The 24161-nt window shown below is 63.6% G+C and carries 29 protein-coding genes, 2 tRNA genes and 1 pseudogene; 24 read left to right on the top strand and 8 right to left on the bottom strand.

Features of this window, described 5'->3' with window-relative positions:
- Positions 1–4: 4 nt before the first annotated feature.
- The 3 genes and pseudogenes from ACAW63_RS12500 to ACAW63_RS12510 form a co-directional block, all read right to left on the bottom strand.
- The gene (locus tag ACAW63_RS12500) at positions 5–235 is read right to left on the bottom strand and encodes a cold-shock protein (protein ID WP_243806129.1); all 231 of its coding nucleotides are present in this window, start codon (positions 233–235) and stop codon (positions 5–7) included.
- A gap of 99 nt (positions 236–334) precedes the next feature.
- Positions 335–598: pseudogene (locus tag ACAW63_RS12505) on the bottom strand (cold shock domain-containing protein membrane protein); the annotation flags it as partial.
- A gap of 217 nt (positions 599–815) precedes the next feature.
- Complete coding sequence (locus ACAW63_RS12510) at positions 816–1286, bottom strand: Dps family protein (RefSeq protein WP_371234031.1); 471 nt, start codon at positions 1284–1286, stop codon at positions 816–818.
- 243 nt (positions 1287–1529) lie between these two features.
- Here ACAW63_RS12510 and ACAW63_RS12515 point away from each other — a divergent pair, with 243 nt between their 5' ends.
- The 17 genes from ACAW63_RS12515 (at position 1530) to nadA (ending at position 15126) form a co-directional block, all read left to right on the top strand.
- Positions 1530–1799 (top strand): FmdB family zinc ribbon protein, encoded by a 270-nt coding sequence (locus ACAW63_RS12515; protein ID WP_371234032.1) that lies wholly within the window; start codon positions 1530–1532, stop codon positions 1797–1799.
- 43 nt (positions 1800–1842) lie between these two features.
- Positions 1843–3621 (top strand): aspartate--tRNA ligase, encoded by a 1779-nt coding sequence (aspS, locus tag ACAW63_RS12520; RefSeq protein ID WP_371234034.1) that lies wholly within the window; start codon positions 1843–1845, stop codon positions 3619–3621.
- A 70-nt stretch (positions 3622–3691) separates the two neighbouring features.
- Positions 3692–4438, top strand: a complete 747-nt coding sequence (locus ACAW63_RS12525) for a YebC/PmpR family DNA-binding transcriptional regulator (protein WP_275610772.1) — start codon at positions 3692–3694, stop codon at positions 4436–4438.
- 116 nt (positions 4439–4554) lie between these two features.
- The gene (ruvC, locus tag ACAW63_RS12530; RefSeq protein WP_371234036.1) at positions 4555–5079 is read left to right on the top strand and encodes a crossover junction endodeoxyribonuclease RuvC; all 525 of its coding nucleotides are present in this window, start codon (positions 4555–4557) and stop codon (positions 5077–5079) included.
- 31 nt (positions 5080–5110) lie between these two features.
- Positions 5111–5716, top strand: coding sequence for a Holliday junction branch migration protein RuvA (gene ruvA / locus ACAW63_RS12535; protein ID WP_371234038.1), 606 nt, complete (start codon positions 5111–5113; stop codon positions 5714–5716).
- A gap of 10 nt (positions 5717–5726) precedes the next feature.
- Positions 5727–6785, top strand: a complete 1059-nt coding sequence (ruvB, locus tag ACAW63_RS12540) for a Holliday junction branch migration DNA helicase RuvB (RefSeq protein WP_371234040.1) — start codon at positions 5727–5729, stop codon at positions 6783–6785.
- A 52-nt stretch (positions 6786–6837) separates the two neighbouring features.
- On the top strand, positions 6838–7284 hold the full coding sequence (gene ybgC / locus ACAW63_RS12545; RefSeq protein ID WP_275610776.1) for a tol-pal system-associated acyl-CoA thioesterase: 447 nt from the start codon (positions 6838–6840) through the stop codon (positions 7282–7284).
- Between the two features lies 1 nt (position 7285).
- Entirely contained in the window at positions 7286–7981 is a 696-nt protein-coding gene (tolQ, locus tag ACAW63_RS12550) for a protein TolQ (RefSeq protein ID WP_275610777.1), read from the top strand.
- Between the two features lie 23 nt (positions 7982–8004).
- A complete protein-coding gene (gene tolR, locus ACAW63_RS12555; RefSeq protein WP_275610778.1) occupies positions 8005–8469 on the top strand; it encodes a protein TolR in 465 nt (154 codons plus the stop codon).
- Entirely contained in the window at positions 8466–9506 is a 1041-nt protein-coding gene (gene tolA / locus ACAW63_RS12560; RefSeq protein WP_371234042.1) for a cell envelope integrity protein TolA, read from the top strand. Before tolR ends, tolA begins: the two co-directional genes overlap by 4 nt.
- On the top strand, positions 9503–10801 hold the full coding sequence (tolB, locus tag ACAW63_RS12565) for a Tol-Pal system beta propeller repeat protein TolB (protein WP_275610780.1): 1299 nt from the start codon (positions 9503–9505) through the stop codon (positions 10799–10801). Before tolA ends, tolB begins: the two co-directional genes overlap by 4 nt.
- A 52-nt stretch (positions 10802–10853) precedes the next feature.
- Positions 10854–11360 (top strand): peptidoglycan-associated lipoprotein Pal, encoded by a 507-nt coding sequence (pal, locus tag ACAW63_RS12570; protein WP_017522099.1) that lies wholly within the window; start codon positions 10854–10856, stop codon positions 11358–11360.
- A 6-nt stretch (positions 11361–11366) separates the two neighbouring features.
- Positions 11367–12215, top strand: a complete 849-nt coding sequence (gene ybgF, locus ACAW63_RS12575; RefSeq protein ID WP_371234044.1) for a tol-pal system protein YbgF — start codon at positions 11367–11369, stop codon at positions 12213–12215.
- 199 nt (positions 12216–12414) lie between these two features.
- Entirely contained in the window at positions 12415–13062 is a 648-nt protein-coding gene (gene queE / locus ACAW63_RS12580; protein ID WP_371234046.1) for a 7-carboxy-7-deazaguanine synthase QueE, read from the top strand.
- A 37-nt stretch (positions 13063–13099) separates the two neighbouring features.
- The gene (queC, locus tag ACAW63_RS12585; RefSeq protein WP_371234661.1) at positions 13100–13774 is read left to right on the top strand and encodes a 7-cyano-7-deazaguanine synthase QueC; all 675 of its coding nucleotides are present in this window, start codon (positions 13100–13102) and stop codon (positions 13772–13774) included.
- A 59-nt stretch (positions 13775–13833) separates the two neighbouring features.
- A tRNA-Lys gene (locus tag ACAW63_RS12590) sits at positions 13834–13909 on the top strand.
- 158 nt (positions 13910–14067) lie between these two features.
- Positions 14068–15126 (top strand): quinolinate synthase NadA, encoded by a 1059-nt coding sequence (gene nadA, locus ACAW63_RS12595; RefSeq protein ID WP_152221584.1) that lies wholly within the window; start codon positions 14068–14070, stop codon positions 15124–15126.
- Positions 15127–15186: 60 nt separating this feature from the next.
- On the opposite strand, the gene ACAW63_RS12600 is transcribed toward nadA, so the two are convergent.
- Entirely contained in the window at positions 15187–16623 is a 1437-nt protein-coding gene (locus tag ACAW63_RS12600) for a M48 family metalloprotease (protein WP_371234048.1), read from the bottom strand.
- A gap of 227 nt (positions 16624–16850) precedes the next feature.
- Between ACAW63_RS12600 and ACAW63_RS12605 the strand changes: the two genes are divergently transcribed.
- A complete protein-coding gene (locus ACAW63_RS12605; protein ID WP_152221589.1) occupies positions 16851–17102 on the top strand; it encodes a sulfurtransferase TusA family protein in 252 nt (83 codons plus the stop codon).
- A 55-nt stretch (positions 17103–17157) separates the two neighbouring features.
- The gene (locus tag ACAW63_RS12610) at positions 17158–18237 is read left to right on the top strand and encodes an AI-2E family transporter (protein ID WP_371234050.1); all 1080 of its coding nucleotides are present in this window, start codon (positions 17158–17160) and stop codon (positions 18235–18237) included.
- Between the two features lie 50 nt (positions 18238–18287).
- Here the strand turns inward: ACAW63_RS12610 and ACAW63_RS12615 are convergent, their stop codons facing one another.
- Both ACAW63_RS12615 and ACAW63_RS12620 read right to left on the bottom strand, forming a co-directional pair.
- Positions 18288–18761, bottom strand: coding sequence for a peroxiredoxin (locus ACAW63_RS12615; RefSeq protein ID WP_371234052.1), 474 nt, complete (start codon positions 18759–18761; stop codon positions 18288–18290).
- A 12-nt stretch (positions 18762–18773) separates the two neighbouring features.
- Complete coding sequence (locus ACAW63_RS12620) at positions 18774–19331, bottom strand: glycine cleavage system protein R (protein WP_275610789.1); 558 nt, start codon at positions 19329–19331, stop codon at positions 18774–18776.
- A gap of 171 nt (positions 19332–19502) precedes the next feature.
- On the opposite strand from ACAW63_RS12620, the gene dapA reads away from it, so the two are divergent.
- The 5 genes from dapA (at position 19503) to ACAW63_RS12645 (ending at position 23210) form a co-directional block, all read left to right on the top strand.
- Positions 19503–20381, top strand: a complete 879-nt coding sequence (dapA, locus tag ACAW63_RS12625; protein ID WP_371234053.1) for a 4-hydroxy-tetrahydrodipicolinate synthase — start codon at positions 19503–19505, stop codon at positions 20379–20381.
- Positions 20382–20394: 13 nt separating this feature from the next.
- Positions 20395–21588 carry an outer membrane protein assembly factor BamC gene (gene bamC, locus ACAW63_RS12630; RefSeq protein ID WP_371234055.1) on the top strand — a complete coding sequence of 398 codons (1194 nt, stop codon included), beginning with the start codon at positions 20395–20397 and terminating at the stop codon, positions 21586–21588.
- Positions 21527–22285 carry an MBL fold metallo-hydrolase gene (locus ACAW63_RS12635; RefSeq protein ID WP_275610791.1) on the top strand — a complete coding sequence of 253 codons (759 nt, stop codon included), beginning with the start codon at positions 21527–21529 and terminating at the stop codon, positions 22283–22285. The genes bamC and ACAW63_RS12635 overlap by 62 nt, the downstream gene beginning before the upstream one ends.
- A gap of 30 nt (positions 22286–22315) precedes the next feature.
- A complete protein-coding gene (purC, locus tag ACAW63_RS12640) occupies positions 22316–23026 on the top strand; it encodes a phosphoribosylaminoimidazolesuccinocarboxamide synthase (protein WP_038803299.1) in 711 nt (236 codons plus the stop codon).
- A gap of 94 nt (positions 23027–23120) precedes the next feature.
- Positions 23121–23210 (top strand) — tRNA-Ser (locus ACAW63_RS12645).
- Positions 23211–23296: 86 nt separating this feature from the next.
- Here the strand turns inward: ACAW63_RS12645 and ACAW63_RS12650 are convergent.
- Together ACAW63_RS12650 and ACAW63_RS12655 are read right to left on the bottom strand one after the other, a co-directional pair.
- A complete protein-coding gene (locus tag ACAW63_RS12650; protein ID WP_371234058.1) occupies positions 23297–23671 on the bottom strand; it encodes a hypothetical protein in 375 nt (124 codons plus the stop codon).
- Positions 23672–23771: 100 nt separating this feature from the next.
- Positions 23772–24116 (bottom strand): carboxymuconolactone decarboxylase family protein, encoded by a 345-nt coding sequence (locus ACAW63_RS12655; RefSeq protein ID WP_207885013.1) that lies wholly within the window; start codon positions 24114–24116, stop codon positions 23772–23774.
- Between the last annotated feature and the right edge of the window lie 45 nt (positions 24117–24161).

A 24161-nucleotide genomic window follows, 5' to 3' on the forward strand; every position in this document is an offset into this window, starting at 1 on the left:
TAGCTCAGCGGCGGTTGGGCAGGGCCGCGATCACGTCCTCGGCCTGCAGTCCCTTGTCGCGCTGGACGACGGAGAACTCCACCCGCTGGCCTTCGATCAGGATGCGATGGCCCTCGCCGCGGATGGCGCGGAAGTGCACGAAGATGTCTTCCCCGGTATCGCGGGAGATGAAGCCGAAGCCCTTGGAGGTGTTGAACCACTTCACGGTGCCGGTTTCGCGGTTTTCGTCGCTGATCGGCGCGGCGGCAAGGTTGGTGGACTTGTTCAGGCTGGCGGCCCATTGCAGGACGACGGCGGCGGCCAGGCTCAGCAGTGGCAGCAGGATGGCCGGCTGCTCGCCGATGAAGGGTAGCGGTGCAAGCAGGATCAACACTTGCAGCACGACGGCCAGGACCACCAGGGCGGTCGACAGGCTTTGCAGGGCGGCCGGTTGCTTGAGGCTGCTGCCAGGGGCGAGCAGCAGGCTGGTCAGGCCGAGCAGGGCGAGATAGATGGCATCGCTTTGCTGCAGGTAGGGCAGGGCATCGCTGCGCAAACTGGGAACGAACGACAGCAGGAGTGCTGCGACGCCCGTCAGGAGATGGACGACTTTCAACATGGCTACGGATTCACCTTGAGCGGGTAACGAAGAAGCAGCCGTTCCGTGATGCGACGCCGAATAAGGAGATGAAAGCGTGCCGGACGGCCTATGCGCGAAACGCACGGCGGTTATTTAACAGCAAACCACTAGCCTTCACAAATCAACCGCTTAGGCCATTCGTAGGGGGAGGAAAAGACCGCCTGTGGCGGGCTTCCTTCTATCTATTAGGGAGGGTTCAGTCGGCGAGGAGGCTGCGGAGCATCCAGGCGGTCTTCTCATGCACCTGCATGCGCTGGGTGAGCAGGTCGGCGGTGGGCTCGTCGTTGACCCTGTCCAGCAAGGGGAAAAGATTTCGGGCGGTGCGGACCACCGCTTCCTGTCCCTGCACCAGCAGACGGATCATTTCGTGGGCCTCCGGTACGCCTTCCTCTTCCTTGATCGACGACAGGCGTGCGTAGGCGGCGTAAGTGCCAGGTGCGGGGAAGCCCAGTGCGCGAATGCGCTCGGCGATGCTGTCCACGGCCAGCGCCAGCTCGGTGTACTGCCCTTCGAACATCAGGTGCAGGGTGTTGAACATCGGCCCGGTGACGTTCCAGTGGAAGTTGTGGGTCTTCAGGTACAGGGTGTAGGTGTCGGCCAACAGTCGGGAAAGGCCGTCGGCAATGGCGGCGCGGTCCTGTTCGGCGATTCCGATGTTGATTTCCATGGCGACCTCCGTGGGGCTGGGTGTCTGTCGAGTCGGTACTTGGAGGTCAGGCTAGCATCGGCGGGTTTGTGAGGCTCTTGGCTTGTGTCAAGGTAATCGATAGAGTCCTTCTATTGTTTTCTGGCTGGCAAAGCGTGCGTCAGCAAGCAGGGGAGGCGGCTGCAAGCCTTGGTTTTTTCAGGCTATAATCCCGCCTTTGCCGCGGGATGCGGGCCCGTGGCGCTGTCTCAGCCAAGGTGTCCGATGCCGATTTACGAATACCAGTGCCAATCCTGTGCACATCAGCTGGAAGCCATTCAGAAGTTCAGCGATGCGCCGTTGGTCGATTGTCCGGCCTGCAAGGCTCCCGAATTGAAGAAGATGTTGTCGGCGCCAGGTTTCCGCCTGGGCGGCGGCGGTTGGTACGAGACCGACTTCAAGACCGGGGCGAAGAAAAACCTGGCCTCCGGCGATACTCCTGCGGCCTGTCCGGCCACCGGTTGCGGTGGTAGCGGCTGCTCCGCCAGCGAATGAGCGGTTCCCTAGAATTCAAGACTTTCGAGAAGCGAAACACACCATGATGCGCAGCCACTATTGCGGCCAATTGAACGAGAGCCTGGACGGTCAGGTAGTCACTCTTTGCGGTTGGGTACACCGTCGCCGCGACCACGGCGGGGTGATCTTCCTCGACTTGCGTGATCGTGAAGGTCTGGCCCAGGTGGTGTTCGACCCGGATCGCGTCGAGACCTTCGCCAAGGCCGACCGCGTGCGCAGCGAATACGTGGTGAAGATCACCGGCAAGGTGCGCCTGCGCCCCGAAGGTGCGCGCAACGCCAACATGGCTTCCGGCGCCATCGAAGTGCTGGGCCATGAGCTGGAAGTGCTGAACCAGGCCGAGACCCCGCCGTTCCCGCTGGACGAATACTCCGACGTGGGCGAGGAAACCCGCCTGCGCTACCGCTTCATCGACCTGCGTCGCCCGGAAATGGCCGCCAAGCTGAAGCTGCGCGCGCGCATTACCAGCAGCATCCGCCGTTACCTGGACGAGAACGGCTTCCTCGACGTGGAAACCCCGATCCTCGGTCGTCCGACCCCGGAAGGCGCGCGTGACTACCTGGTGCCGAGCCGCACCTACCCGGGTCACTTCTTCGCCCTGCCGCAGTCGCCGCAGCTGTTCAAGCAGCTGCTGATGGTGGCCGGCTTCGACCGTTACTACCAGATCGCCAAGTGCTTCCGCGATGAAGACCTGCGTGCCGACCGCCAGCCGGAATTCACCCAGATCGACATCGAGACCAGCTTCCTGGACGAAAGCGACATCATAGAGATCACCGAGAAGATGGTGCGCCAGCTGTTCAAGGAAGTGCTGAACGTCGAGTTCGACGAATTCCCGCACATGCCCTTCGAAGAGGCCATGCGTCGCTACGGTTCGGACAAGCCGGACCTGCGCATCCCGCTGGAACTGGTCGACGTTGCCGACCAGCTGAAGGAAGTGGAGTTCAAGGTCTTCTCCGGTCCGGCGAACGATCCGAAGGGCCGTGTTGCCGCCCTGCGCGTACCGGGCGCTGCCTCCATGCCGCGCAGCCAGATCGACGACTACACCAAGTTCGTCGGCATCTACGGTGCCAAGGGCCTGGCCTACATCAAGGTCAACGAGCGCGCCAAGGGCGTGGAAGGCCTGCAGTCGCCGATCGTCAAGTTCATCCCGGAAGCCAACCTGAACGTGATCCTCGATCGCGTCGGCGCGGTTGACGGCGACATCGTGTTCTTCGGCGCCGACAAGGCCAAGATCGTCTGCGACGCCCTGGGCGCGCTGCGCATCAAGGTCGGCCATGACCTCAAGCTGCTCACCAAGGAGTGGGCGCCGATGTGGGTCGTGGACTTCCCGATGTTCGAAGAGAACGACGACGGCAGCCTGACTTCCCTGCACCACCCGTTCACCGCGCCCAAGTGCACTCCGGAAGAGCTCGAGGCCAATCCGGCCGACAAGCTGTCCCGTGCCTACGACATGGTGCTCAACGGCACCGAACTGGGCGGCGGTTCCATCCGCATCCATGACAAGGCCATGCAGCAGGCGGTGTTCCGCGTGCTGGGCATCGACGATGCGGAGCAGGAAGAGAAGTTCGGCTTCCTCCTCGACGCCCTCAAGTACGGCGCACCGCCGCACGGTGGCCTGGCCTTCGGCCTGGACCGTCTGGTGATGCTGATGACCGGCGCTGCCTCGATCCGCGAAGTCATCGCCTTCCCGAAAACCCAGAGCGCGGGCGACGTCATGACCCAGGCGCCGGGTACCGTGGACGGCAAGGCACTGCGCGAGCTGCACATCCGTCTGCGCGAGCAGCAGAAGGCCGCCGAGTAAGTCGATTCAAATTGCGGCGGCGCCCACGCACCGGGCGCCGCTTGCCGAAACAAGTGATACGGAGTGAGTTATGGCGGGTCATTCTAAATGGGCCAACATCAAGCACCGCAAGGAACGTCAGGACGCCAAGAAGGGCAAGATCTTCACCAAGCTCATTCGTGAGCTGACCGTCGCCGCCAAGCAGGGCGGCGGGGTGCCGGCGGACAACCCGCGTCTGCGCCTGGCCGTGGACAAGGCGCTGACCGCCAACATGACCCGCGACACCATTGATCGCGCCATCCAGCGCGGCGTGGGTTCCAGCGAAGCGGACAACATGGCCGAGCTGACCTACGAAGGTTACGCGCCCAGCGGCGTGGCGATCATCGTCGAAGCCATGACCGACAACCGCAACCGCACCGCGGCCGAAGTGCGCCATGCCTTCAGCAAGTGCGGCGGCAACCTGGGCACCGACGGTTCCGTTGCCTACATGTTCGAGCGCAAGGGCCAGATCAGTTACGCGCCGGGCGTGAACGAGGAAGCCCTGATGGATGCCGCGCTGGAAGCCGGCGCCGACGACGTGGTGGTCAACGACGACGGTTCCATCGACGTGTTCACCAGCTTCGCCGACTTCATCTCGGTCAACGAAGCGCTGACTGAAGCCGGCTTCAAGGGCGAGGAAGCGGAGATCACCATGATCCCGTCGACCACTGCGACCCTGGATCTGGAAACCGCGCAGAAGGTCCTCAAGCTGATCGACATGCTGGAAGACCTGGACGACGTGCAGAACGTCTACTCCAACGCGGACATCCCGGACGAGGTGATGGCCCAGCTGGGCTGATCCCTCCGCCGGCGATGCTCTGAAGCCGGAAGCGGGAGTGGTCATGAGTGGCGCCTCCCGCTTCCGGTTTTTGTTATTTGAAGTGCGCGTGACGGACAAGGTTTGATCGGACGGACATGACCCTGATTCTCGGTATCGACCCAGGTTCGCGGATTACCGGCTTCGGCGTGGTGCGCGACACCGGCCGCGGCTGCGAATACGTGGCCTCGGGTTGCATCCGCACCGGCAATGGCGAGCTGTTCGAGCGCCTGCAGATCGTCTTCCGTGGCGTGCGCGAGGTCATCCAGACGTACAGGCCGACCATGATGGGCATCGAGCAGGTGTTCATGGCGCGCAATGCCGATTCGGCGCTGAAGCTCGGTCAGGCGCGTGGCGCGGCCATAGTCGCGGCGGCGGAAGAGGGGCTGCAGATCGCCGAGTACACCGCCAGTCAGGTCAAGCAGGCCATCGCCGGCACCGGCGGCGCGGACAAGCAACAGGTGCAGATGATGGTCATGCATCTGCTCAAGCTGACGCAGAAGCCGCAGATCGATGCCTCCGACGCCCTGGCCATCGCCCTGTGTCATGCGCACACCCGGCAGAGCCTGGTGCCGCACGGGCTGGTGGGCGCTCGTCGACGTGGCGGCCGCCTGCGCCTGTGATCCCGAATCTAGCAATTAAGGACGCTTACCTGTGATTGGACGCCTGCGTGGCACCCTGGCGGAAAAACAGCCGCCACACCTGATCGTTGATGTGAATGGGGTGGGCTACGAGCTCGAAGTGCCGATGACCACGCTCTATCGCCTGCCCGGCATCGGCGAGCCGGTGATGCTGCATACGCACCTGGTGGTGCGTGAAGACGCTCACCTGCTCTATGGCTTCGCCGAGAAGCGTGAGCGAGAGCTGTTCCGCGAACTGATCCGCCTTAACGGCGTGGGGCCGAAACTTGCTCTTGCACTGATGTCGGGTCTGGAAGTCGACGAACTGGTACGCTGCGTCCAGGCGCAGGATACTTCCACCCTGGTGAAGATCCCTGGGGTGGGCAAGAAGACCGCCGAGCGCCTGCTGGTCGAGCTCAAGGATCGTTTCAAGGCGTGGGAAAATATTCCGTCAATCGCGCCACTGGTGGTGGAACCCAAATTGGTCGCCGCAGTCTCAAGCGCCGAATCCGATGCAGTCAGTGCCCTGATCGCCCTGGGCTTCAAACCCCAGGAGGCGAGCCGCGCTGTAGCCGCCGTGCAGGAAGAAGGCTTGTCCAGCGAAGAACTCATCCGCCGTTCCCTCAAGGGCATGGTCTAGGTAGACACTGATGATCGAAGCCGATCGCCTGATTTCCTCAGCTTCCAGTCGCGACCGCGAAGAGCAGTTCGACCGCGCCATCCGCCCGCTCAAGCTGGCGGACTACGTCGGTCAGCCGGTGGTGCGCGAGCAGATGGAGCTGTTCATCCAGGCGGCCCGTGGGCGTCAGGAAGCCCTCGATCACACGTTGATCTTCGGCCCGCCCGGCCTGGGCAAGACCACCCTGGCGAACATCATCGCCCAGGAAATGGGCGTTTCGATCAAGAGCACGTCCGGCCCGGTGCTGGAGCGCCCCGGTGACCTGGCGGCGATTCTCACCAACCTTGAACCCAACGACGTGCTGTTCGTCGACGAGATCCATCGCCTCTCGCCCATCGTCGAGGAAGTGCTGTACCCGGCGATGGAAGACTTCCAGCTGGACATCATGATCGGCGAAGGCCCGGCGGCGCGCTCCATCAAGCTAGACCTGCCGCCCTTCACCCTGGTGGGTGCAACGACGCGTGCCGGCATGCTGACCAACCCGCTGCGTGACCGCTTCGGTATCGTCCAGCGTCTCGAGTTCTATGGTGTGGACGATCTGTCCAGCATCGTCGCCCGCTCGGCGGGCATTCTCGGCCTTGAGATCGAGCCGGCGGGTGCCTACGAGATCGCCCGGCGCGCACGCGGCACGCCGCGGATCGCCAACCGCCTGCTGCGCCGAGTGCGCGATTTCGCCGAGGTGCGGGGCACCGGACATATCAGCAGCGACATCGCCGATAAGGCGCTGAACCTGCTGGACGTTGACGAGCGCGGTTTCGATCATCAGGATCGCCGCCTGCTGCTGACCATGATCGACAAGTTCGACGGTGGGCCGGTGGGTATCGATAACCTGGCGGCGGCCATCAGCGAAGAAAGACACACGATTGAAGACGTGCTGGAGCCCTATCTGATCCAGCAAGGCTATATCATGCGCACTCCCCGGGGGCGTGTAGTAACCCGGCATGCATACCTGCATTTCGGCCTGAACGTGCCGAAGCGGATGGGGGAGGGGGCGACACCGGATCTGTTTGCCCCTGAAGATAGTAATTAATTGCATTTGCGGGCGATTGCCGATTGGCAAAGCCTTTACTTGGTTCTAGAGTATGCGCGCACAACACGGGGGTCAGCCGTTCCAGCAGCGGTTTCGGGTCTATTACGAAGACACCGATGCCGGCGGCATCGTCTACTACGTCAACTACCTCAAGTTCATGGAGCGGGCTCGTACCGAGCGGCTGCGTGACCTGGGCTTTGCCCAGTCGCAGCTGGCGGGAGAGAACCTGCTTTTCGTCGTTCATTCGGCAGAGGCGCGCTACCACGCGCCGGCTCGCCTGGATGACGAGCTGCTTGTCAGCGCCGAAGTGGAGGAGTTGAACCGCGCGAGCCTGAAGTTTCGTCAACAGGTTCGGCGGGCGTCGGATTCGACCTTGCTCTGCGAGGGGCGATTCCTGGTGGCGTGCGTGCGGGCGGACAACCTGAAACCCCGCGCTATCCCAGATGTGTTGCGCGCGGCATTTGCCGGCAGTCCGGACACCCTTTCAGCAGGAGATTAACGTGGAACCGAACGTCGTCGACCATACTTCCATGTGGAGCTTGATCAGTAACGCCAGCATCGTGGTACAGCTGGTCATGCTGACCCTGGTGGCCGCCTCGGTCACTTCGTGGATCATGATTTTCCAGCGCAGCAACATGATGCGCTCGGCCAAGAAGGCCCTGGAAACCTTCGAAGAGCGCTTCTGGTCGGGTATCGACCTGTCCAAGCTCTACCGCCAGGCTGGCAGCAACCCTGACCCGGATTCGGGCGTCGAGCAGATCTTCCGCGCCGGCTTCAAGGAATTCTCCCGTCTGCGCCAGCAGGCCGGCGTCGATCCTGATGCGGTGATGGAGGGCGTTTCCCGCGCCATGCGCGTCGCCATTTCCCGCGAGGAAGAGAAGCTGGAAACCAGCCTGCCGTTCCTCGCCACCGTCGGTTCCACCAGCCCGTACATCGGCCTGTTCGGCACCGTGTGGGGCATCATGAACTCGTTCCGCGGCCTGGCCCAGGTGCAGCAGGCAACCCTCGCCACCGTGGCGCCGGGTATCGCCGAGGCGCTGATCGCCACCGCCATCGGTCTGTTCGCGGCCATCCCCGCGGTCATCGCCTACAACCGTTTCTCCGCTCGTTCGGAAACCCTGATCGGCCGTTACTACACCTTTGCCGACGAGTTCCAGGCCATCCTGCACCGTAAAGTGCACACCAGCGACGATTGAAGACGACCAAGAGGTAAGCCGTCATGGCAAGAGTTCGTCACAAGCGCAAGCCGGTCGCCGAAATGAACGTGGTGCCTTACATCGACGTGATGTTGGTGCTGCTGGTCATTTTCATGGTGACCGCGCCGATGCTCAACCAGGGGGTCAAGGTCGACCTGCCCAAGGTTTCCAGCGAAGCGCTGCCGCAGGATAACGATTCCCGCGTGCTCACCATCTCCATCAAGGCCGACAAGACCTACTACTGGAACATGGGCTCGGAAGTGGACCCGGATCAGGGCAAGGGCAGCCAGACGGCAGTCTCCCTCGATCAACTGGTCAGTGCTGCTTCCGGCATCATGGCCGAGAACAGCCGTCAGGGTAAGAAGGTCCAGGTCTTCGTCCGGGGTGACAAGGCCGTCGACTATGGCTCGGTCATGGCCGTCATGGGCGGCCTGCAGAAAGCCGGGGTCGGCAACGTCGGTCTGATTACCGAGGCGCCGGGGACTTGATGCACCAGCTCGAGCGCTCTCCTTCGGAAAGCTACTTCTGGCCGATCGTTCTGGCCGTAGCCCTGCACGTCCTGATCTTTGCCATGCTCTTCGTCAGCTGGGCCATGACGCCTGAACTGCCGCCTTCGCGGCCGATCGTTCAGGCCACCCTGTACCAGCTGAAGTCCAAGAGCCAGGCGACCCAGCAGACCAACCAGAAGATTGCCGGCGAAGCCAAGAAGACCTCGTCGCGGCAGTACGAGCAGGAGCAGCTCGAGCAGAAGAAAGCCGAACAGCAGGCCATCGCGGCGGCCAAGGCCGAGGAACAAAAGAAGGCCGACGCCGCTCAAAAGGCTGCCGAAGCCAAGAAAGAGGCTGAAGCCAAGAAGGCCGAGGAACAAAAGAAGGCTGCCGATGCCGCCGCGGCGAAGAAAGAGGCCGAGGCCAAGGCTGCTGCCGAGAAGCAGCAGGCCGATATCGCCAAGAAGAAGGCCGAGGAAGAAGCCAAGAAGCAAGCCGCCGAGGACGCCAAGAAGAAGGCTGCCGAAGAGGCCAAGAAGAAGGCTGCCGAGGACGCGAAGAAGAAAGCTGCTGCTGACGAGGCCAAGAAGAAGGCCGCGGCGGTCGAGGCTGCCAAGAAGAAGGCAGCTGCGGCTGCTGCTCGCAAGGCGCAGGAAGACAAGAAGGCTCAGGCGCTGGCCGAGCTGCTGTCGGACGATACGCAGCGACAACAGGCTTTGGCTGACGAGCAGGGCAACGAGGTCGCTGGTAGCCTTGACGACTTGATCGTGAAACTGGTGAGCGAGCAGTGGAACCGCCCGCCATCGGCACGTAACGGAATGAGCGTAGAGGTGCTGATCCAGATGCTGCCGGATGGCACCATCACCAACGCCAGCGTGACCCGCTCGAGTGGCGACAAGCCCTTCGATGCTTCCGCGGTGGCGGCGGTGCGGAACGTCGGCCGGATTCCCGAGATGCAACAACTGGATCGTGCGACCTTTGATCAGCTCTACCGTCAGCGCCGCATCGTCTTCAAACCGGAGGATTTAAGTCTGTGAGTACCCTGATTCGCTTCGCGCTGTTCGCCCTGGCCCTGGTGGCCGGCGTCGCGCAGGCCGCCGACCCGCTGGTGATTTCCAGCGGTCGCGATTCGGCCGTTCCGATTGCCGTGGTCCCGTTCGGCTGGCAGGGCGGCAACGTCCTGCCCGAGGACATGTCCAACATCATCGGCAACGACCTGCGCAATTCCGGATACTTCGAGCCGATTCCGCGGCAGAACATGATCAGCCAGCCGGCCCAGCCCAGCGAAGTGATCTACCGCGACTGGCAGGCACTGGGTGCCCAGTACGTGCTGATCGGCAATATCGTGCCGGCTGGCGGCCGCCTGCAGATCCAGTACGGCCTGTTCAACGTGGCGACCCAGCAGCAGGTCCTGACCGGCAGCGTGGGCGGCACCACCGACCAGCTGCGCGACATGTCGCACTACATCGCCGACCAGTCCTTCGAGAAGCTCACCGGCATCAAGGGCGCGTTTTCCACCAAGCTGCTCTACGTGACCGCCGAGCGCTTCTCCGTGGACAACACCCGTTACACCCTGCAGCGCTCCGACTATGACGGTGCACGCCCGGTGACCCTGTTGCAGTCCCGCGAGCCGATCCTCTCGCCGCGCTTCTCGCCCGATGGTCGCCGCATCGCCTATGTCTCCTTCGAGCAGAAGCGTCCGCGCATCTTCATGCAATACGTCGACACCGGCCGCCGCGAGCAGATCTCCAACTTCGAGGGCCTCAATGGCGCCCCGGCGTTCTCGCCGGATGGCAACCGCCTGGCCTTCGTGCTGTCGCGCGATGGCAACCCGGAGATCTACGTGATGGACCTGGGCAGCCGCCAGCTGCGTCGCCTGACCAACAACCAGGCGATCGACACCGAACCCTTCTGGGGCGCGGACGGCTCGACGCTGTACTTCACCTCGGACCGTGGCGGCAAGCCGCAGATCTACAAGATGAACGTCAACTCGGGCGCTACCGATCGCGTGACCTTCATTGGCAACTACAACGCCAACCCGAAACTTTCCGCGGATGAGAAGACGCTGGTAATGGTTCACCGCCAGGATGGTTTCACCAACTTCCAGATCGCGGCCCAGGACCTTCAGCGCGGCAATCTGCGCGTGCTTTCCAACACCACGCTGGACGACTCGCCCACTGTTGCGCCCAATGGCACGATGCTAATATACGCCACCCGCCAGCAGGACCGGGGCGTGCTGATGCTCGTCAGCATCAATGGACGCGTTCGGTTGCCAATTCCCACCGCTCAGGGCGATGTTCGCGAGCCTTCCTGGTCCCCTTACCTGAACTGACGGTTGCCAACTGTTTCAAACTTATACACTGGGGTTCATTAGGAGTTACATGATGGAAATGCTGAAATTCGGCAAATTTGCCGTTATCGCCCTCGCCATGGCCGTAGCCGTAGGTTGCTCGTCCAAGAAAGGCGATGCTACTGGTGAAGGCGCCAATGGCGGCGTTGATCCGAACGCTGGCTACGGCGCCAACAGCGGTGCCGTTGACGGCTCCCTGAGCGACGAAGCCGCTCTGCGCGCTATCACCACCTTCTACTTCGAGTACGACAGCTCCGACCTGAAGCCGGAAGCCATGCGCGCTCTGGACGTACACGCCAAGGACCTGAAAGGTTCCGGCCAGCGCGTTGTCCTGGAAGGCCACACTGACGAGCGCGGCACCCGCGAGTACAACATGGCTCTGGGCGAGCGTCGTGCCAAGGCCGTTCAGCGCTACCTGGTACTGCAGGGCGTTTCCCCGGCTCAGCTGGAACTGGTTTCCTACGGTAAAGAGCGTCCGGTTGCCACTGGCCACGACGAGCAGTCCTGGGCCCAGAACCGTCGCGTTGAGCTGAAGAAGTAAGACGTGATGCCGATGCGCCTGCGTTTTCTGACCTTGATCGCATGCGGCCTGCCCCTCATGGCGGCGGCCGCGGTTCCGGTACAGGACGGCAATGATGGCGGTTACGCCAGCCAGCCGCCCTCGGGTTATGGCACCGCAGGCGCTGAGGGCGCCTACGCCGGAGGCGGGATGACTTCTCAGCCCGTCTCCGGACAGGCACAGCTGTTCATGCAGCTGCAGCAGATGCAGGACGAAATGTCCCGTCTGCGCGGCATGCTTGAAGAGCAGCAGAACCAGATCCAACAGATGAAGCAGGAAAACCTGGAGCGCTACCAGGACCTCGACAGCCGCATTTCCAGCGGTGCGGGTGCCGGCGCGGCCGGTGCTGCTCAACAGAATTCTCCCGCTGCCGGCGTAGGTGCCGGAGCTGCCGCGGGTGCCGGCGCAGCCGCCGCTGCACAGCAGCCCGCTGCCGCCGCCAGCAACGAGCCGGGTGATCCGGAAAAGGAAAAGCTCTACTACGACGCAGCCTTCGACCTGATCAAGGCCAAGGATTTCGACAAGGCCAGCCAGGCCTTCGGCGCCTTCCTGCGCAAGTACCCCAACAGCCAGTACGCCGGTAACGCGCAATACTGGTTGGGCGAAGTGAACCTCGCCAAGGGCGACCTGCAGGGCGCTGGCCAGGCCTTCGCCCGCGTCAGCCAGGCCTACCCGAGCAGCGCCAAGGTGCCGGACTCGCTTTACAAGCTGGCCGACGTCGAGCGCCGCCTGGGCAACACCGACAAGGCACGCGGTATCCTGCAGCAGGTGATCGCCCAATACCCGGGCAGCTCCGCCGCACAGTTGTCCCAGCGCGACCTGAAGAACCTCAAGTAAGGCTCGGCACCGATGCTTTTGAAAACCCGCGCTAGTCGCGGGTTTTTTCGTTAGAATTCCCGCCCCCGGAAAGCGACAGTGGTTTCAGCTCGGCTGATGTCTACTGCGTTCCCGGCTTGCCGGGCGCCCCGTGAGCGCGCCTACGATTCCAACGCAACGGAGGCGGGTGGCCTGTATCGCCGTCACGCCCGTGGCTGATATGCAACAGACTCTGCGAATCACCGAGATTTTCTACTCGTTGCAGGGGGAAACGCGCACCGCCGGCTTGCCGACAGTGTTCGTGCGCCTGACCGGCTGTCCCCTGCGCTGCCAGTACTGCGATACCGCCTATGCCTTCAGTGGCGGCGAGATCCAGTCCCTCGACGCCATCCTCGAGCGCGTCGCCGCCTACAAGCCGCGCTACGTCTGCGTCACCGGTGGCGAGCCGTTGGCCCAGCCCAATTGCATCCCGCTGCTGCAGCGCCTCTGCGACGCCGGCTACGATGTGTCGCTGGAAACCAGCGGCGCTCTGGATATCTCCCCCACCGACCGCCGCGTCAGCCGTGTGCTGGACCTGAAGACCCCGGGCTCCGGCGAAGTCTCGCGCAACCGCTACGAGAATATCGGGGAGCTCACGCCCAACGACCAGGTGAAGTTCGTCATCTGCTCGCGCGAGGATTACGACTGGGCGGTCTCCAAGCTGATCGAGTACCGCCTGGAGCAGCGTGCCGGCGAGGTGCTGTTCTCGCCCAGCCATCGACAGGTGGATGCCCGTGCGCTGGCCGACTGGATCGTCAGCGACAACCTGCCGGTACGCCTGCAGTTGCAACTGCACAAGATTCTCTGGAACGACGAGCCGGGCCACTGAGCGCGGGGGAGACCTGTTTATGTCCAATCAGAACGCCATGAATGACAAGAAAGCCGTGATCCTGCTCTCCGGTGGCCTGGACTCCGCGACCGTGGTCGCCCTGGCCAAGGCCGAGGGCTACGATTGCTACACCATGAGCTTCGACTACGGCCAGCGCCACCGCGCCGAATTGCACGCCGCTGAGCGCGTGGCACGCCAGCTGGCTGTCATCGAGCACAAGGTGATTGGCCTGAACCTGAACGGCATCGGTGGCTCGGCTCTGACCGACAGCAGCATCGACGTGCCGGAGGCGCCGAGCGAAGGCATTCCGGTGACCTACGTGCCGGCACGCAATACCGTGTTCCTTTCGCTGGCCCTGGGCTGGGCGGAGGTGCTGGGCGCGCGGGATATCTTCATTGGCGTCAACGCGGTGGACTATTCCGGCTACCCGGATTGCCGTCCGGAGTTCGTCGAGGCTTTCGAGCGCATGGCCAACCTGGCCACCAAGGCCGGCGTAGAGGGGGATGGGTTCCGCATCCAGGCGCCGCTGCAGTTCCTCTCCAAGGCGCAGATCGTGCAGGCCGGCATCGCCCGGGGTGTGGACTACAGCCTTACGGTTTCCTGCTATCAGGCAGACGATGACGGGCGCGCATGCGGCAAGTGCGACAGCTGTCGGCTGCGGGCTGACGGCTTCCGCGCGGCCGGGATTGCGGACCCCACGCGATATTTCTGAAAAAAGTTTTCGCGGGGTGTTGTTTTTACGTTAGAAATCAGTATTATACGCACCACGTCGGGTCGTTAGCTCAGTCGGTAGAGCAGTTGGCTTTTAACCAATTGGTCGTAGGTTCGAATCCTACACGACCCACCATAAAATCCTGCAAAAGCCCCGTGATCGAAAGATCACGGGGCTTTTGCTATGCGCCGGAAAAAGTCCGCCGTGCGGCTGCCGACGGCGCATCGTCCATCGGACGGTGGTGATAAAATCGGCGGCATAATCAGAGCCGCGCCTGTAGAGGTTTCCACACGATGTCCCAGATTTCCGAACGCCTGCTGGTTCAGGCTCACCTGGCTGCCAAGCAGCCGCGGGTGCTGAGCGCGCAGGAAGAGGCCGATTACCGTGCGGCCATCGCAGCCGAGCTGAAGGCGCAGAACGCCGTGCTGGTTGCGCATTACTACTGCGACCCGGTGATCCAGGCGCTGGCCGAGGAAACCGGTGGCTGCGTGTCCGACTCGCTGGAAATGGCCCGCTTCGGCAACCAGCATCCGGCGCAGACCGTGGTGGTGGCCGGGGTTCGCTTCATGGGTGAGACCGCCAAGATCCTCAACCCGGAAAAGCGCGTGCTGATGCCGACCCTGGAAGCGACCTGCTCGCTGGATCTGGGCTGCCCGGTGGACGAGTTCTCGGCGTTCTGTGATCAGCATCCGGAGCGCACCGTGGTGGTCTACGCGAACACCTCGGCGGCGGTGAAGGCGCGTGCGGACTGGGTGGTGACCTCCAGTTGCGCCGTGGAAATCGTCGAGCACCTGATGGACAACGGCGAGCCGATCCTCTGGGCGCCGGACCAGCACCTGGGGCGCTACATCCAGCGTGAGACCGGCGCGGACATGCTGCTCTGGGACGGTGCCTGCATCGTCCATGAAGAGTTCAAGGCCAAGCAGCTGGAAGACCTCAAGGCGGTCTATCCGGACGCTGCGATCCTGGTGCACCCGGAGTCGCCCGAGGCGGTGGTCGAGCTGGCCGATGCAGTGGGCTCCACCAGCCAACTGATCAAGGCGGCGCAGACGATGCCGAACAAGCGCTTCATCGTCGCCACCGATCGCGGCATCTTCTACAAGATGCAGCAGCTATGTCCGGACAAGGAGTTCATCGAAGCCCCCACCGCCGGCAACGGCGCGGCGTGCCGCAGCTGCGCGCACTGCCCGTGGATGGCCATGAACACCCTGGAGCGTACCCTGGCGTGCCTGAAGGAGGGGAGTGGCGAGATCTTCGTCGACCCGGCCCTGATCCCCAAGGCCATCAAGCCGCTCAAGCGCATGCTCGACTTCACCCAGGCCGCCAGGCTGAAAGTGGCGGGCAACGCCTGATCGAGTACGGCAAAGAAAAAGCCCGGCGAGTGCCGGGCTTTTTTGTGCCTGAGTGCCAGGTCAGCGGCCCATCATCTGCTTCAGCAACTGCTCCTGCTCGCGGAACTCCTGCTGGCGTGCGTCCAGGCGCGCAGCCAGGGTGAAGTTGCCGCCCGCACGACGCTTGGCGAAGTCCAGTTGCTCGATGGCGTGCTTGTAGTCGCCGGTCAGTGCGTAGAACTCCGCGCGAGCCTGGTATACGCCGATGGCGTTGCCGCTGAGGGTGCAGGCGTCGGCCAGGCGGCTCCAGACATCGGGGTCGAGCGGGCGCTTCTGCGACAGCTTGAACAGCGTCTTCTCGGCGTCGGCGGCGCGGTTGGTCTTCATCATCAGGTCGGCCTGGGCCTGGATCAGCGGGTAGCTGTCGGGGTACTGGCCGAGTAGCCGCTGTACCCGCGCCTGAGCATCGGGGAGCTTGTTGGCAGTGATGTCCACATCGACCATCGCCAGGTTGTAGCTGATGTCGTTGGGCGCCTTCGCCAGCAACTGCTGGAGTCCACTACGTGCGTCGTTGAGCTGGCCGATCCGGGTCTGCGAGAGAGCCAGGCCATAGCGTGCGGCGTCGTTCTTCGGGTCTTCGTCGAGCTGTGCGCGGAACTGCTTGCTGGCCATGCCCGGGGTGTCTTCGAACATCTGCTGGACGCGGGCGCGCATCAGTTCGTAGCGCAGGGTGTCTTCCTTGCCGCCCTTGGGGTACTGCTCGGCACGGTTGCGGGTATCGGCGATACGCGAGTCGGTAACCGGGTGGGTCAGCAGGAATTCCGGCGGCTTGCCCTCGTAGCGATACTGGCGGGCGAGGCGCTCGAACATGTTGGGCATGGAACGCGGGTCGTAGCCGGCGCGCACCATGGTGGTGACGCCGACCCGGTCGGCTTCCTGTTCGTTCTGCCGGGAGAAACGCAGCTGGTTCTGGATTGCCGCCGCCTGGGTCGAGGCAATCGCGGCGATGCCGGCGTCACCGGCGCCGGCCGCGGCGGCGACGATACCGGCCAGCATGGCCGCCATCACGGGCACCTGCATGCGTTGCTGGGCTTCGATGCCGCGGGCGAAGTGGCGTTGGCTCAGGTGACCCAGTTCGTGGGCCAGTACGGCGATGTATTCGCCTTCGCTCTGGGCGTAGAGGAACAAGCCACCGTTGACGCCCACGACCCCGCCGGGAGCGGCGAAGGCGTTGATCTGCTTGTCGCGGATCAGGATGAACGCCAGGCGGTGATCCTGCAGTTCGCTGGACTCTGCCAGGCGGTAGACGGTGGACTCGACGTAGTCCTTGAGTTGCGGGTCGTTGAGCGTATCGACCTGGCTGCGCAGCATGCTCAGCCAGGCGCGGCCGAGCTGGAACTCCTGCTCCGGGGATACGATGGACGAGCTGGCGTCGCCCAGGGATGGCAGATCGTCCGACATCGCGGGCCCGCCGATGGCGCAGGCGATGGTGAGCAGGGCAGGGCGCAGTACTTTCATGTACAAGAGGCTCGTTCCGAGAAAGGCTCTACTTTAGCCGTAGGCTATTGCCGATGCCTAGATCGCAAGGTGCGACTGCCGCGCAAATCGAAGTCGGCCGTTTTGGCGCGACCTGCGCGCCAGGTCGCGACGCTGACGGCTTCGTACGGGGCTCCGGATGTTGCGGGCCCTGGTTACTTTTCCAAGGCTTTCGGTATTCTTGAACGCCATTGCTGGAGTTTGTTTCGATGTCCGATTCCACACCGCCCATTCCCGCCTGTGACGCGGAGCTGGATGCCAGCGGTCTCAATTGTCCGCTTCCTCTGCTCAAGGCCAAGCTCGAGCTGAACCGCCTGCCTAGCGGAGCGGTGCTCAAGGTGATCGCCACCGATGCAGGGTCCCAGCGCGATTTCCGCGCATTCGCCGACCTCGCCGGGCACTCGCTGCTGCATGAAGAGGTCGAAGCAGGCGTCTATCGCTACTGGCTGCGCAAGAAGTAGCCCTCCTTTCCGGATAACCGGGGACGTTACCCCTTTTCGTTTCGCAGGTCTGTTCATGCTCAAGGTTTTGCAGGACTGGATGCAGCGCTATTTCTCCGACGAGGAGGCGATAGTGCTGGCGGTCATTCTGGTGCTGGGCTTCAGTGTCATCCTGGCCTTTGGCGGGATGCTCGCGCCGGTGCTGGCAGCGATGGTGATCGCTTTCCTGATCCAGGGGCTGGTGGGCGTGCTGGAGCGCTTCCGCCTGCCGCACCTGTTCGCCGTCTGGCTGGTCTATTCACTGTTCCTCGGACTGCTCGCCGTGTTCCTGCTGGTGCTGGTGCCGCTGGTCTGGAAGCAGCTGTTCACCCTGCTCAACGAACTGCCGCGCATGCTCGGTGAGTGGCAGGCCACGCTGTTGATGCTGCCCGAGCGCTACCCGGACATGATCACCGAGGAACAGGTGCTGCGCACCGTCGAGGCGGCGCGCAGCGAGCTGGGCCAGCTTGGCCAGTGGGCGCTGACCTTCTCGCTGTCCGGGTTGCCGGTGGTGGTCAACATCATGATCTACCTGGTGCTGGTGCCGATCCTGGTGTTCTTCTTCCTCAAGGACCGCCGCCGCTTCTACCACTGGTTCCGTCGCTACCTGCCACGCGAGCGGGGGCTGATGAAGCAGGTGTGGAACGAGATGAACCAGCAGATCGCCAACTACATCCGTGGCAAGGTCATCGAGATATTCATCACCGGCGTGGCGACCTATATCGCGTTCGCGGTGCTGGGGCTCAACTATGCGGCGCTGCTGGCCTTGCTGGTCGGTCTGTCGGTGGTGGTGCCCTACATCGGCGCGGTGGTGGTGACGGTGCCGGTGGCGCTGATCGCGCTGTTCCAGTGGGGCTGGAGCGACCAGTTCATCTACCTGATGGCCGCTCACGCGATCATCCAGGCGTTGGACGGCAACGTGCTGGTGCCGCTGCTGTTTTCCGAGGCGGTGAACCTGCACCCGGTGGCGATCATCTGCGCGGTGCTGCTGTTCGGCGGGCTGTGGGGCTTCTGGGGCGTGTTCTTCGCCATTCCGCTGGCGACGCTGGTGAAGGCCGTGCTGGATGCCTGGCCGAGGCAGCCGGAGCCTGAGCGGCAGGTCAGTCCGATGATGTGACAAAGAAAGAGGCCGCTGAAACAGCGGCCTCTTTCATGGGGCTCGGTGACTCAGGCCTTGTTCAGCGCCTGGGCTGCGGCGAGCACGGCATCGACGTGGCCGGGCACTTTCACGCCGCGCCACTCCTGGCGCAGCACGCCCTTGGCGTCGATCAGGAAGGTGCTGCGGTCCACGCCCATGTATTCCTTGCCGTAGAGCTTCTTCAGCTTGATCACGTCGAACAGCTGGCAGACGGCTTCGTCCTTGTCGCTGATCAGCTCGAAGGGGAAGCACTGCTTGGCCTTGAAGTTCTCGTGGGACTTGATGCCATCGCGGGACACGCCGAAGACGACGGTATTGGCCTTGGCGAAGTCATCGATCCTGTCGCGGAAGCCCTGGCCCTCGGTGGTGCAGCCGGGGGTGCTGTCCTTGGGATAGAAATACAGCACGATCTGCTTGCCTTTGAGTTCCGACAGACGGAATTCCACACCGCTGGTGGCAGGGGCCTGGAAGTCGGCGACGGCTTTGTTCAGTTCAACGGCCATGGGGCTCTCTCCTTAGGGATGCTGCGGGCGCCAGGGCTCGATCAGCGCGTCCAGGTTCAGGGCGTCGGCGAAATCCAGGAACTGGTCGCGCAGCCAGCTGATCTGGGTGCCGGCCGGCAGGGTCACGGTGATGGTGGCGTTGAGCATGCTGGTGTTGGTGTGCGGTGCCTGGTAGGTGTCGCAGGTGAGGTTCTCCAGTTCGATGTTGTGGTCGATGAAGAACTGGCACAGCTCATTGAGGATGTCCGGACGGTACACGGCGCTGACATAGGCCACGTAGGGCAGGGCCTGGGCGCGGGTGACGTGGACATTGCTACGGGTGACGCTGAGGGTGAAGCCATGGCGCTTGGCCAGCGGCGGCAGGCCGCCTTCCAGGCGGGCCAGGGCGTCCCAGCTGCCGGCGACCTGCAGGACCAGCGCGCTGAACTCGCCGTGGCGGGTCAGGCGGCTGCTGATCACCGAGCAACGGTTATCGACGCAGGTGCGGCACAGCACGCTGGTCAGCTCCATCGGGTTCGGGCCCAGCGCACTGATCAGGAGAAATTGTTCACGAGGGTGGGAGGTGGACATGCAGCTTTCCTGGGAATGGCGGCCAAGCGGGCCGCATCGACAAAGGGGGAAGGGTAGCGAAAAGCGCCGATGAGGGGAATGACCGGGCGCTCGCGGGTCGCTGCGTCACCTTGTGCGTGGCCGGTGGCGACAGTACCATTACGGCTTTCTTTTTCCGGCAGGAGCGGTTGCATGATTGCGGGCAGTATGGTGGCGCTGGTCACCCCCTTCGATGCTCAGGGTCGACTGGATTGGGACAGCCTCGCGAAGCTGGTGGACTTCCACCTGCAGGAAGGCACCAACGCCATCGTTGCGGTCGGCACCACGGGTGAGTCGGCCACGCTGGACGTGAGCGAGCACCTGGAAGTGATCCGTCGCGTGGTCGACCAGGTCAATGGCCGCATTCCGGTGATCGCCGGTACCGGCGCCAACTCCACCCGCGAAGCGGTCGAGCTGACCGAGGCCGCCATGAGCGGCGGCGCCGACGCCTGCCTGCTGGTGACCCCGTACTACAACAAGCCGACCCAGGAAGGCCTGTACCAGCACTTCCGCCACATCGCCGAAGCCGTGGCCATCCCGCAGATCCTCTACAACGTGCCGGGCCGCACCGCCTGCGACATGCTGCCGGAGACCGTCGAGCGCCTGTCCAAGGTGGCGAACATCGTCGGCATCAAGGAAGCCACCGGTGACCTGCAGCGCGGCAAGGAAGTACTCGACCGCGTCGGCAAGGACTTCCTGGTCTATTCCGGCGACGACGCCACCGCCGTCGAACTGATGCTGATGGGCGGCAAGGGCAACATCTCGGTGACCGCCAACGTCGCCCCGCGCGCCATGAGCAACCTGTGCGCCGCCGCCATGCGTGGCGATGCCGGCGAAGCCCGCGCCATCAACGACCGCCTGATGCCGCTGCACAAGGCCCTGTTCATCGAATCCAACCCGATTCCGGTGAAGTTCGCCCTGCACGAAATGGGGCTGATCCCCGAAGGTATTCGCCTGCCCCTGACCTGGCTGAGCCCGCGTTGCCACGAACCGCTGCGTCAGGCCATGCGCCAGACCGGCGTGCTGGCTTAAGGAGCCCCCTCGCATGAAGCGACTGGCAGGACTGACTGCGCTCGCCCTGGTCATCGGCAACACCTCCGGCTGCGGCTGGCTGTGGGGCCCGGATGGCTATTTCCGTGACCGTGGCGACGACTACCTCAACGCCCGCGAAACGGCGCCGATGAAAGTGCCCGAAGGCCTGCAGAGCAAGCCGCTCGACCCGCTGCTGCCGGTGCCGATGAACGTCGCCACCAGCACCGAGAAGGAAGGCGAGTTCGAAGTGCCGCGTCCGCAGCCACTGGCTGGCGGTGCCGGTGAGGTCAGCGACTTCAGCCTGCAGAAGAGTGGCGACTCGCGTTGGCTGATCGCCCAGCGTCCGCCGGCGGAAGTCTGGCCGGTGGCCCACCAGTTCTTCCAGGACAACGGCTTCTCCATCGCCAACGAGCGCCCGCAGACCGGCGAGTTCAGTACCAACTGGCAGCCGCTCTCGCAGCTCTCCGCGCCCCTGGCGCGCCGCCTGAGCAGCCGTGTCTCCGGCGTCGAGCCCGACAGCGAAGCGCGTGTGCGCGTGCGCATCGAGCCGGGCGTGGAAACCAACACCAGTGAAGTCTATGTGCTGAGCGAAACCCGCCCGGCCGGCAGCACCGCCAGCGCCGACTGGCCGGCCAAGCCGATGGTGCCGAGCCTGGACGCCGCACTGCTCGACGAAATGCTTGCCAGCATGGCCACCAGCGCCGAGAAGGGCGGTTCGGTCTCCCTGCTCGCCGCGCACTCCGCCTACGACACGCCCGGCACCGCCGAGCTGAGCAAGGACGGCAGCGGCAACCCGGTACTCACCGTGGATTCCGACTTCGACCGTGCCTGGGTCAGCGTTGGCCGCGCGCTGGATCGCGCCGACATCCGTGTCGACGACCTCAACCGCAGCCTGGGCGTGTACTACGTCAACATCGCCGAAGGCGCGAAGAAGAAGGACGAAGACAAGCCTGGCTTCTTCAGCCGCCTGTTCGGCGGTGGCGAGAAGACCAAGGAAGAGGAAGACGCCAAGGCGCAGCGCTACCAGCTTCGTCTGACCAGCGTGAACAACACGGTGCAGATCACCGTCGACAAAGACATCAACACCTCCGCGCCGGCCGATGTCGCGCAGGGCGTGCTGGAAAAACTCCAGGAGAGTATGCGCAGTGCACTTCGCGGTCCTGGGGAGCGGAAGCCGGGGCAATTCGGCCTTGGTGAGCAGTTCTGACACCCGGATACTGATCGATTGCGGCTTCCCGCTGCGTGAAACCATCCGCCGTCTGGCGCGCCTGGGCGTAGAGCCAGGGCAGCTGGACGCGGTACTGGTCACGCATGAGCACTCCGATCACATCAACGGCGTCGAACTGCTGGCCCGGCACCATCGAATACCCGTGTACCTCAGCGCCGGCACCCTGCAGGGAATGCGCAAGCCGGTGGAACCGGCGGGGCTGCTCAAGGGCGGCGACCGCCTCCAGCTGAAAGACCTGGAAGTCACTGCGGTGAGCGTTTCCCACGATGCGCGGGAGCCCCTGCAGTACGTGTTTTCCGATGGCCGGAAGCGCTTTGGCCAGCTCACCGATCTGGGAGCCGCCACGGCGCAGGTGCTGGAGTGCTATCGTGGCCTCGATGCGTTGATCATCGAGGCAAACCACGATACCGACATGCTGGCCCGCGGTCCGTATCCCTACCCACTCAAAGCCCGCGTCGGCGGCCAGTGGGGACATTTGAACAACCGGCAGGCCGCCGAACTGGTGGCCCAGCTGGGCTGGGAAAGCCTGCAGCACTTGGTGCTGGCGCATCTCAGCGAAAAGAACAACTCGCCGCAGTTGGCCCGGCAAAGCTTCGTCGACACCCTGGGGTGCGACCCGGACTGGCTGCAGGTGGCCGATCAGCATTCGGGACTCGACTGGCGCACCATCGCCTGAGCCCATCCATTCAAGCAAGCGGAGCCCATCATGGAAAAACGCGAAGAACTCTATCGCGGCAAAGCCAAGTCGGTTTACACCACCGATGACGCCGACCGCCTCGTCCTGCTGTTCCGCAACGACACCTCGGCGTTCGACGGCAAGCGCATCGAGCAACTGGATCGCAAAGGCATGGTGAACAACAAGTTCAACGCCTTCATCATGCAGAAGCTCGAAGCCGCCGGCATCCCGACCCAGTTCGACGCCCTGCTGTCGGACAACGAAGTGCTGGTCAAGAAGCTCGCCATGATCCCGGTCGAGTGCGTCGTGCGTAACTACGCCGCCGGCAGCCTGGTGCGCCGCCTGGGCGTGGAAGAGGGCCTGCAGCTCACTCCGCCGACCTTCGAACTCTTCCTGAAGAACGACGCCCTGGGCGACCCCTTCATCAACGAATCCCACGTCCAGGCCTTCGGCTGGGCGACCCTGGAGCAACTGGCCGAAATGAAGGCCTACTCCTTCAAGGTCAACGAAGTGCTGAGCAAGCTGTTCGACGACGCCGGTCTGCTGCTGGTGGACTTCAAGCTCGAGTTCGGCCTGTTCCACGGCAAGATCGTCCTGGGCGACGAGTTCAGCCCGGACGGCTGCCGCCTGTGGGACAAGGAAACCCGCAAGAAGATGGACAAGGACCGCTTCCGCCAGGGCCTGGGTGACGTGATCGAGGCCTACGAAGAAGTGGCTCACCGTCTGGGCGTGCCGCTGTAAAACGGCGAAATCACGCAAGCGCCTGATACCACGCAAAAAAATCCGAAACAGGGCTTCGCCTTCGGACTTCAAGCTGGTATCATGCGCGCCGCACGGAGAGATGCCGGAGTGGTCGAACGGGACGGATTCGAAATCCGTTGAGTCAGCAATGGCTCCTAGGGTTCAAATCCCTATCTCTCCGCCATTACATATGGCCGAAGCCCCTGAAATGCTTAGCGTTTCAGGGGCTTTGTCTTTTCTGGCGTCGATATTTCCCGCCCGCCGCTTCAATCATCCGCAATACCCATCCATCTTCTCCCGATTTCTCTCCGTAGGTTCCGCCTGATATTGCTGCCGCCAGAATTGGCACGGCGCGCTGTTGAAGCGCTTGTCCTGCTCCGCTTGCTCGATCTCGCGGTTCTGCTGCTCTTGCACGGCCTGCTGGCGTTGCTGGTACTGCTGGAACATCTCTTCACTGCTGCGTGGAGCAGGGGGAGTGGCGGGCGGTGTCGCTGGCGGTGTGGTGGGATGGCTGGCCAGGATGGGCGGAAACGCGCGATAGATCAGCCAGCCGGTGGCCGCCACGGCCATGCTGCCGAGCCAGATGCCGGCGGCGATGCTGAGGATGAGTTTCCAGGCGCTGAGGTGGGTGGGTGTCTGGGGCATGGGGGATGGGGATGGCCGGGTGAATCCCACTGATACCCCATCGTTGCCGATCAGGAAAGAGGCGGGCCCGCGACGCCGTGCAGGCGTCGCGGGCGGGGCTTTATTTCTGTGCGGAGGACTCGAAGGCCTCCATGGCGCGCAGGGAGTAGACGTAGGCGGCACCGGCGTTCATGGCGATGGCGGTGGCCAGGGCCTGGGCGACTTCGGCTTCGGTGGCGCCGGCGCGGCGTGCGGCTTCGGCGTGGACGCCGATGCAGCCGTCGCAGCGGGTGGTGATGGCGACGGCCATGGAGATCAGTTCGCGAGTCTTCGCATCCAGGGCGTCGCCGTCGGCGGCAGCGGCGTCGAGGGCCTGGTAGGCGGCGATCATCTTCGGGTGCTTCTTGCCCAGGGCGCCGAAGGCTTTCTTCACGGCGGGGACGTATTCGGACCAGTTGAACAGCATGCTGCTTCTCCTTGAGACCACGGAAGGAAATGAGTGTGGTCTTGA

The sequence above is a fragment of the Pseudomonas sp. QE6 genome, from assembly GCF_041379005.1.
Classification (GTDB): Bacteria; Pseudomonadota; Gammaproteobacteria; order Pseudomonadales; family Pseudomonadaceae; genus Pseudomonas.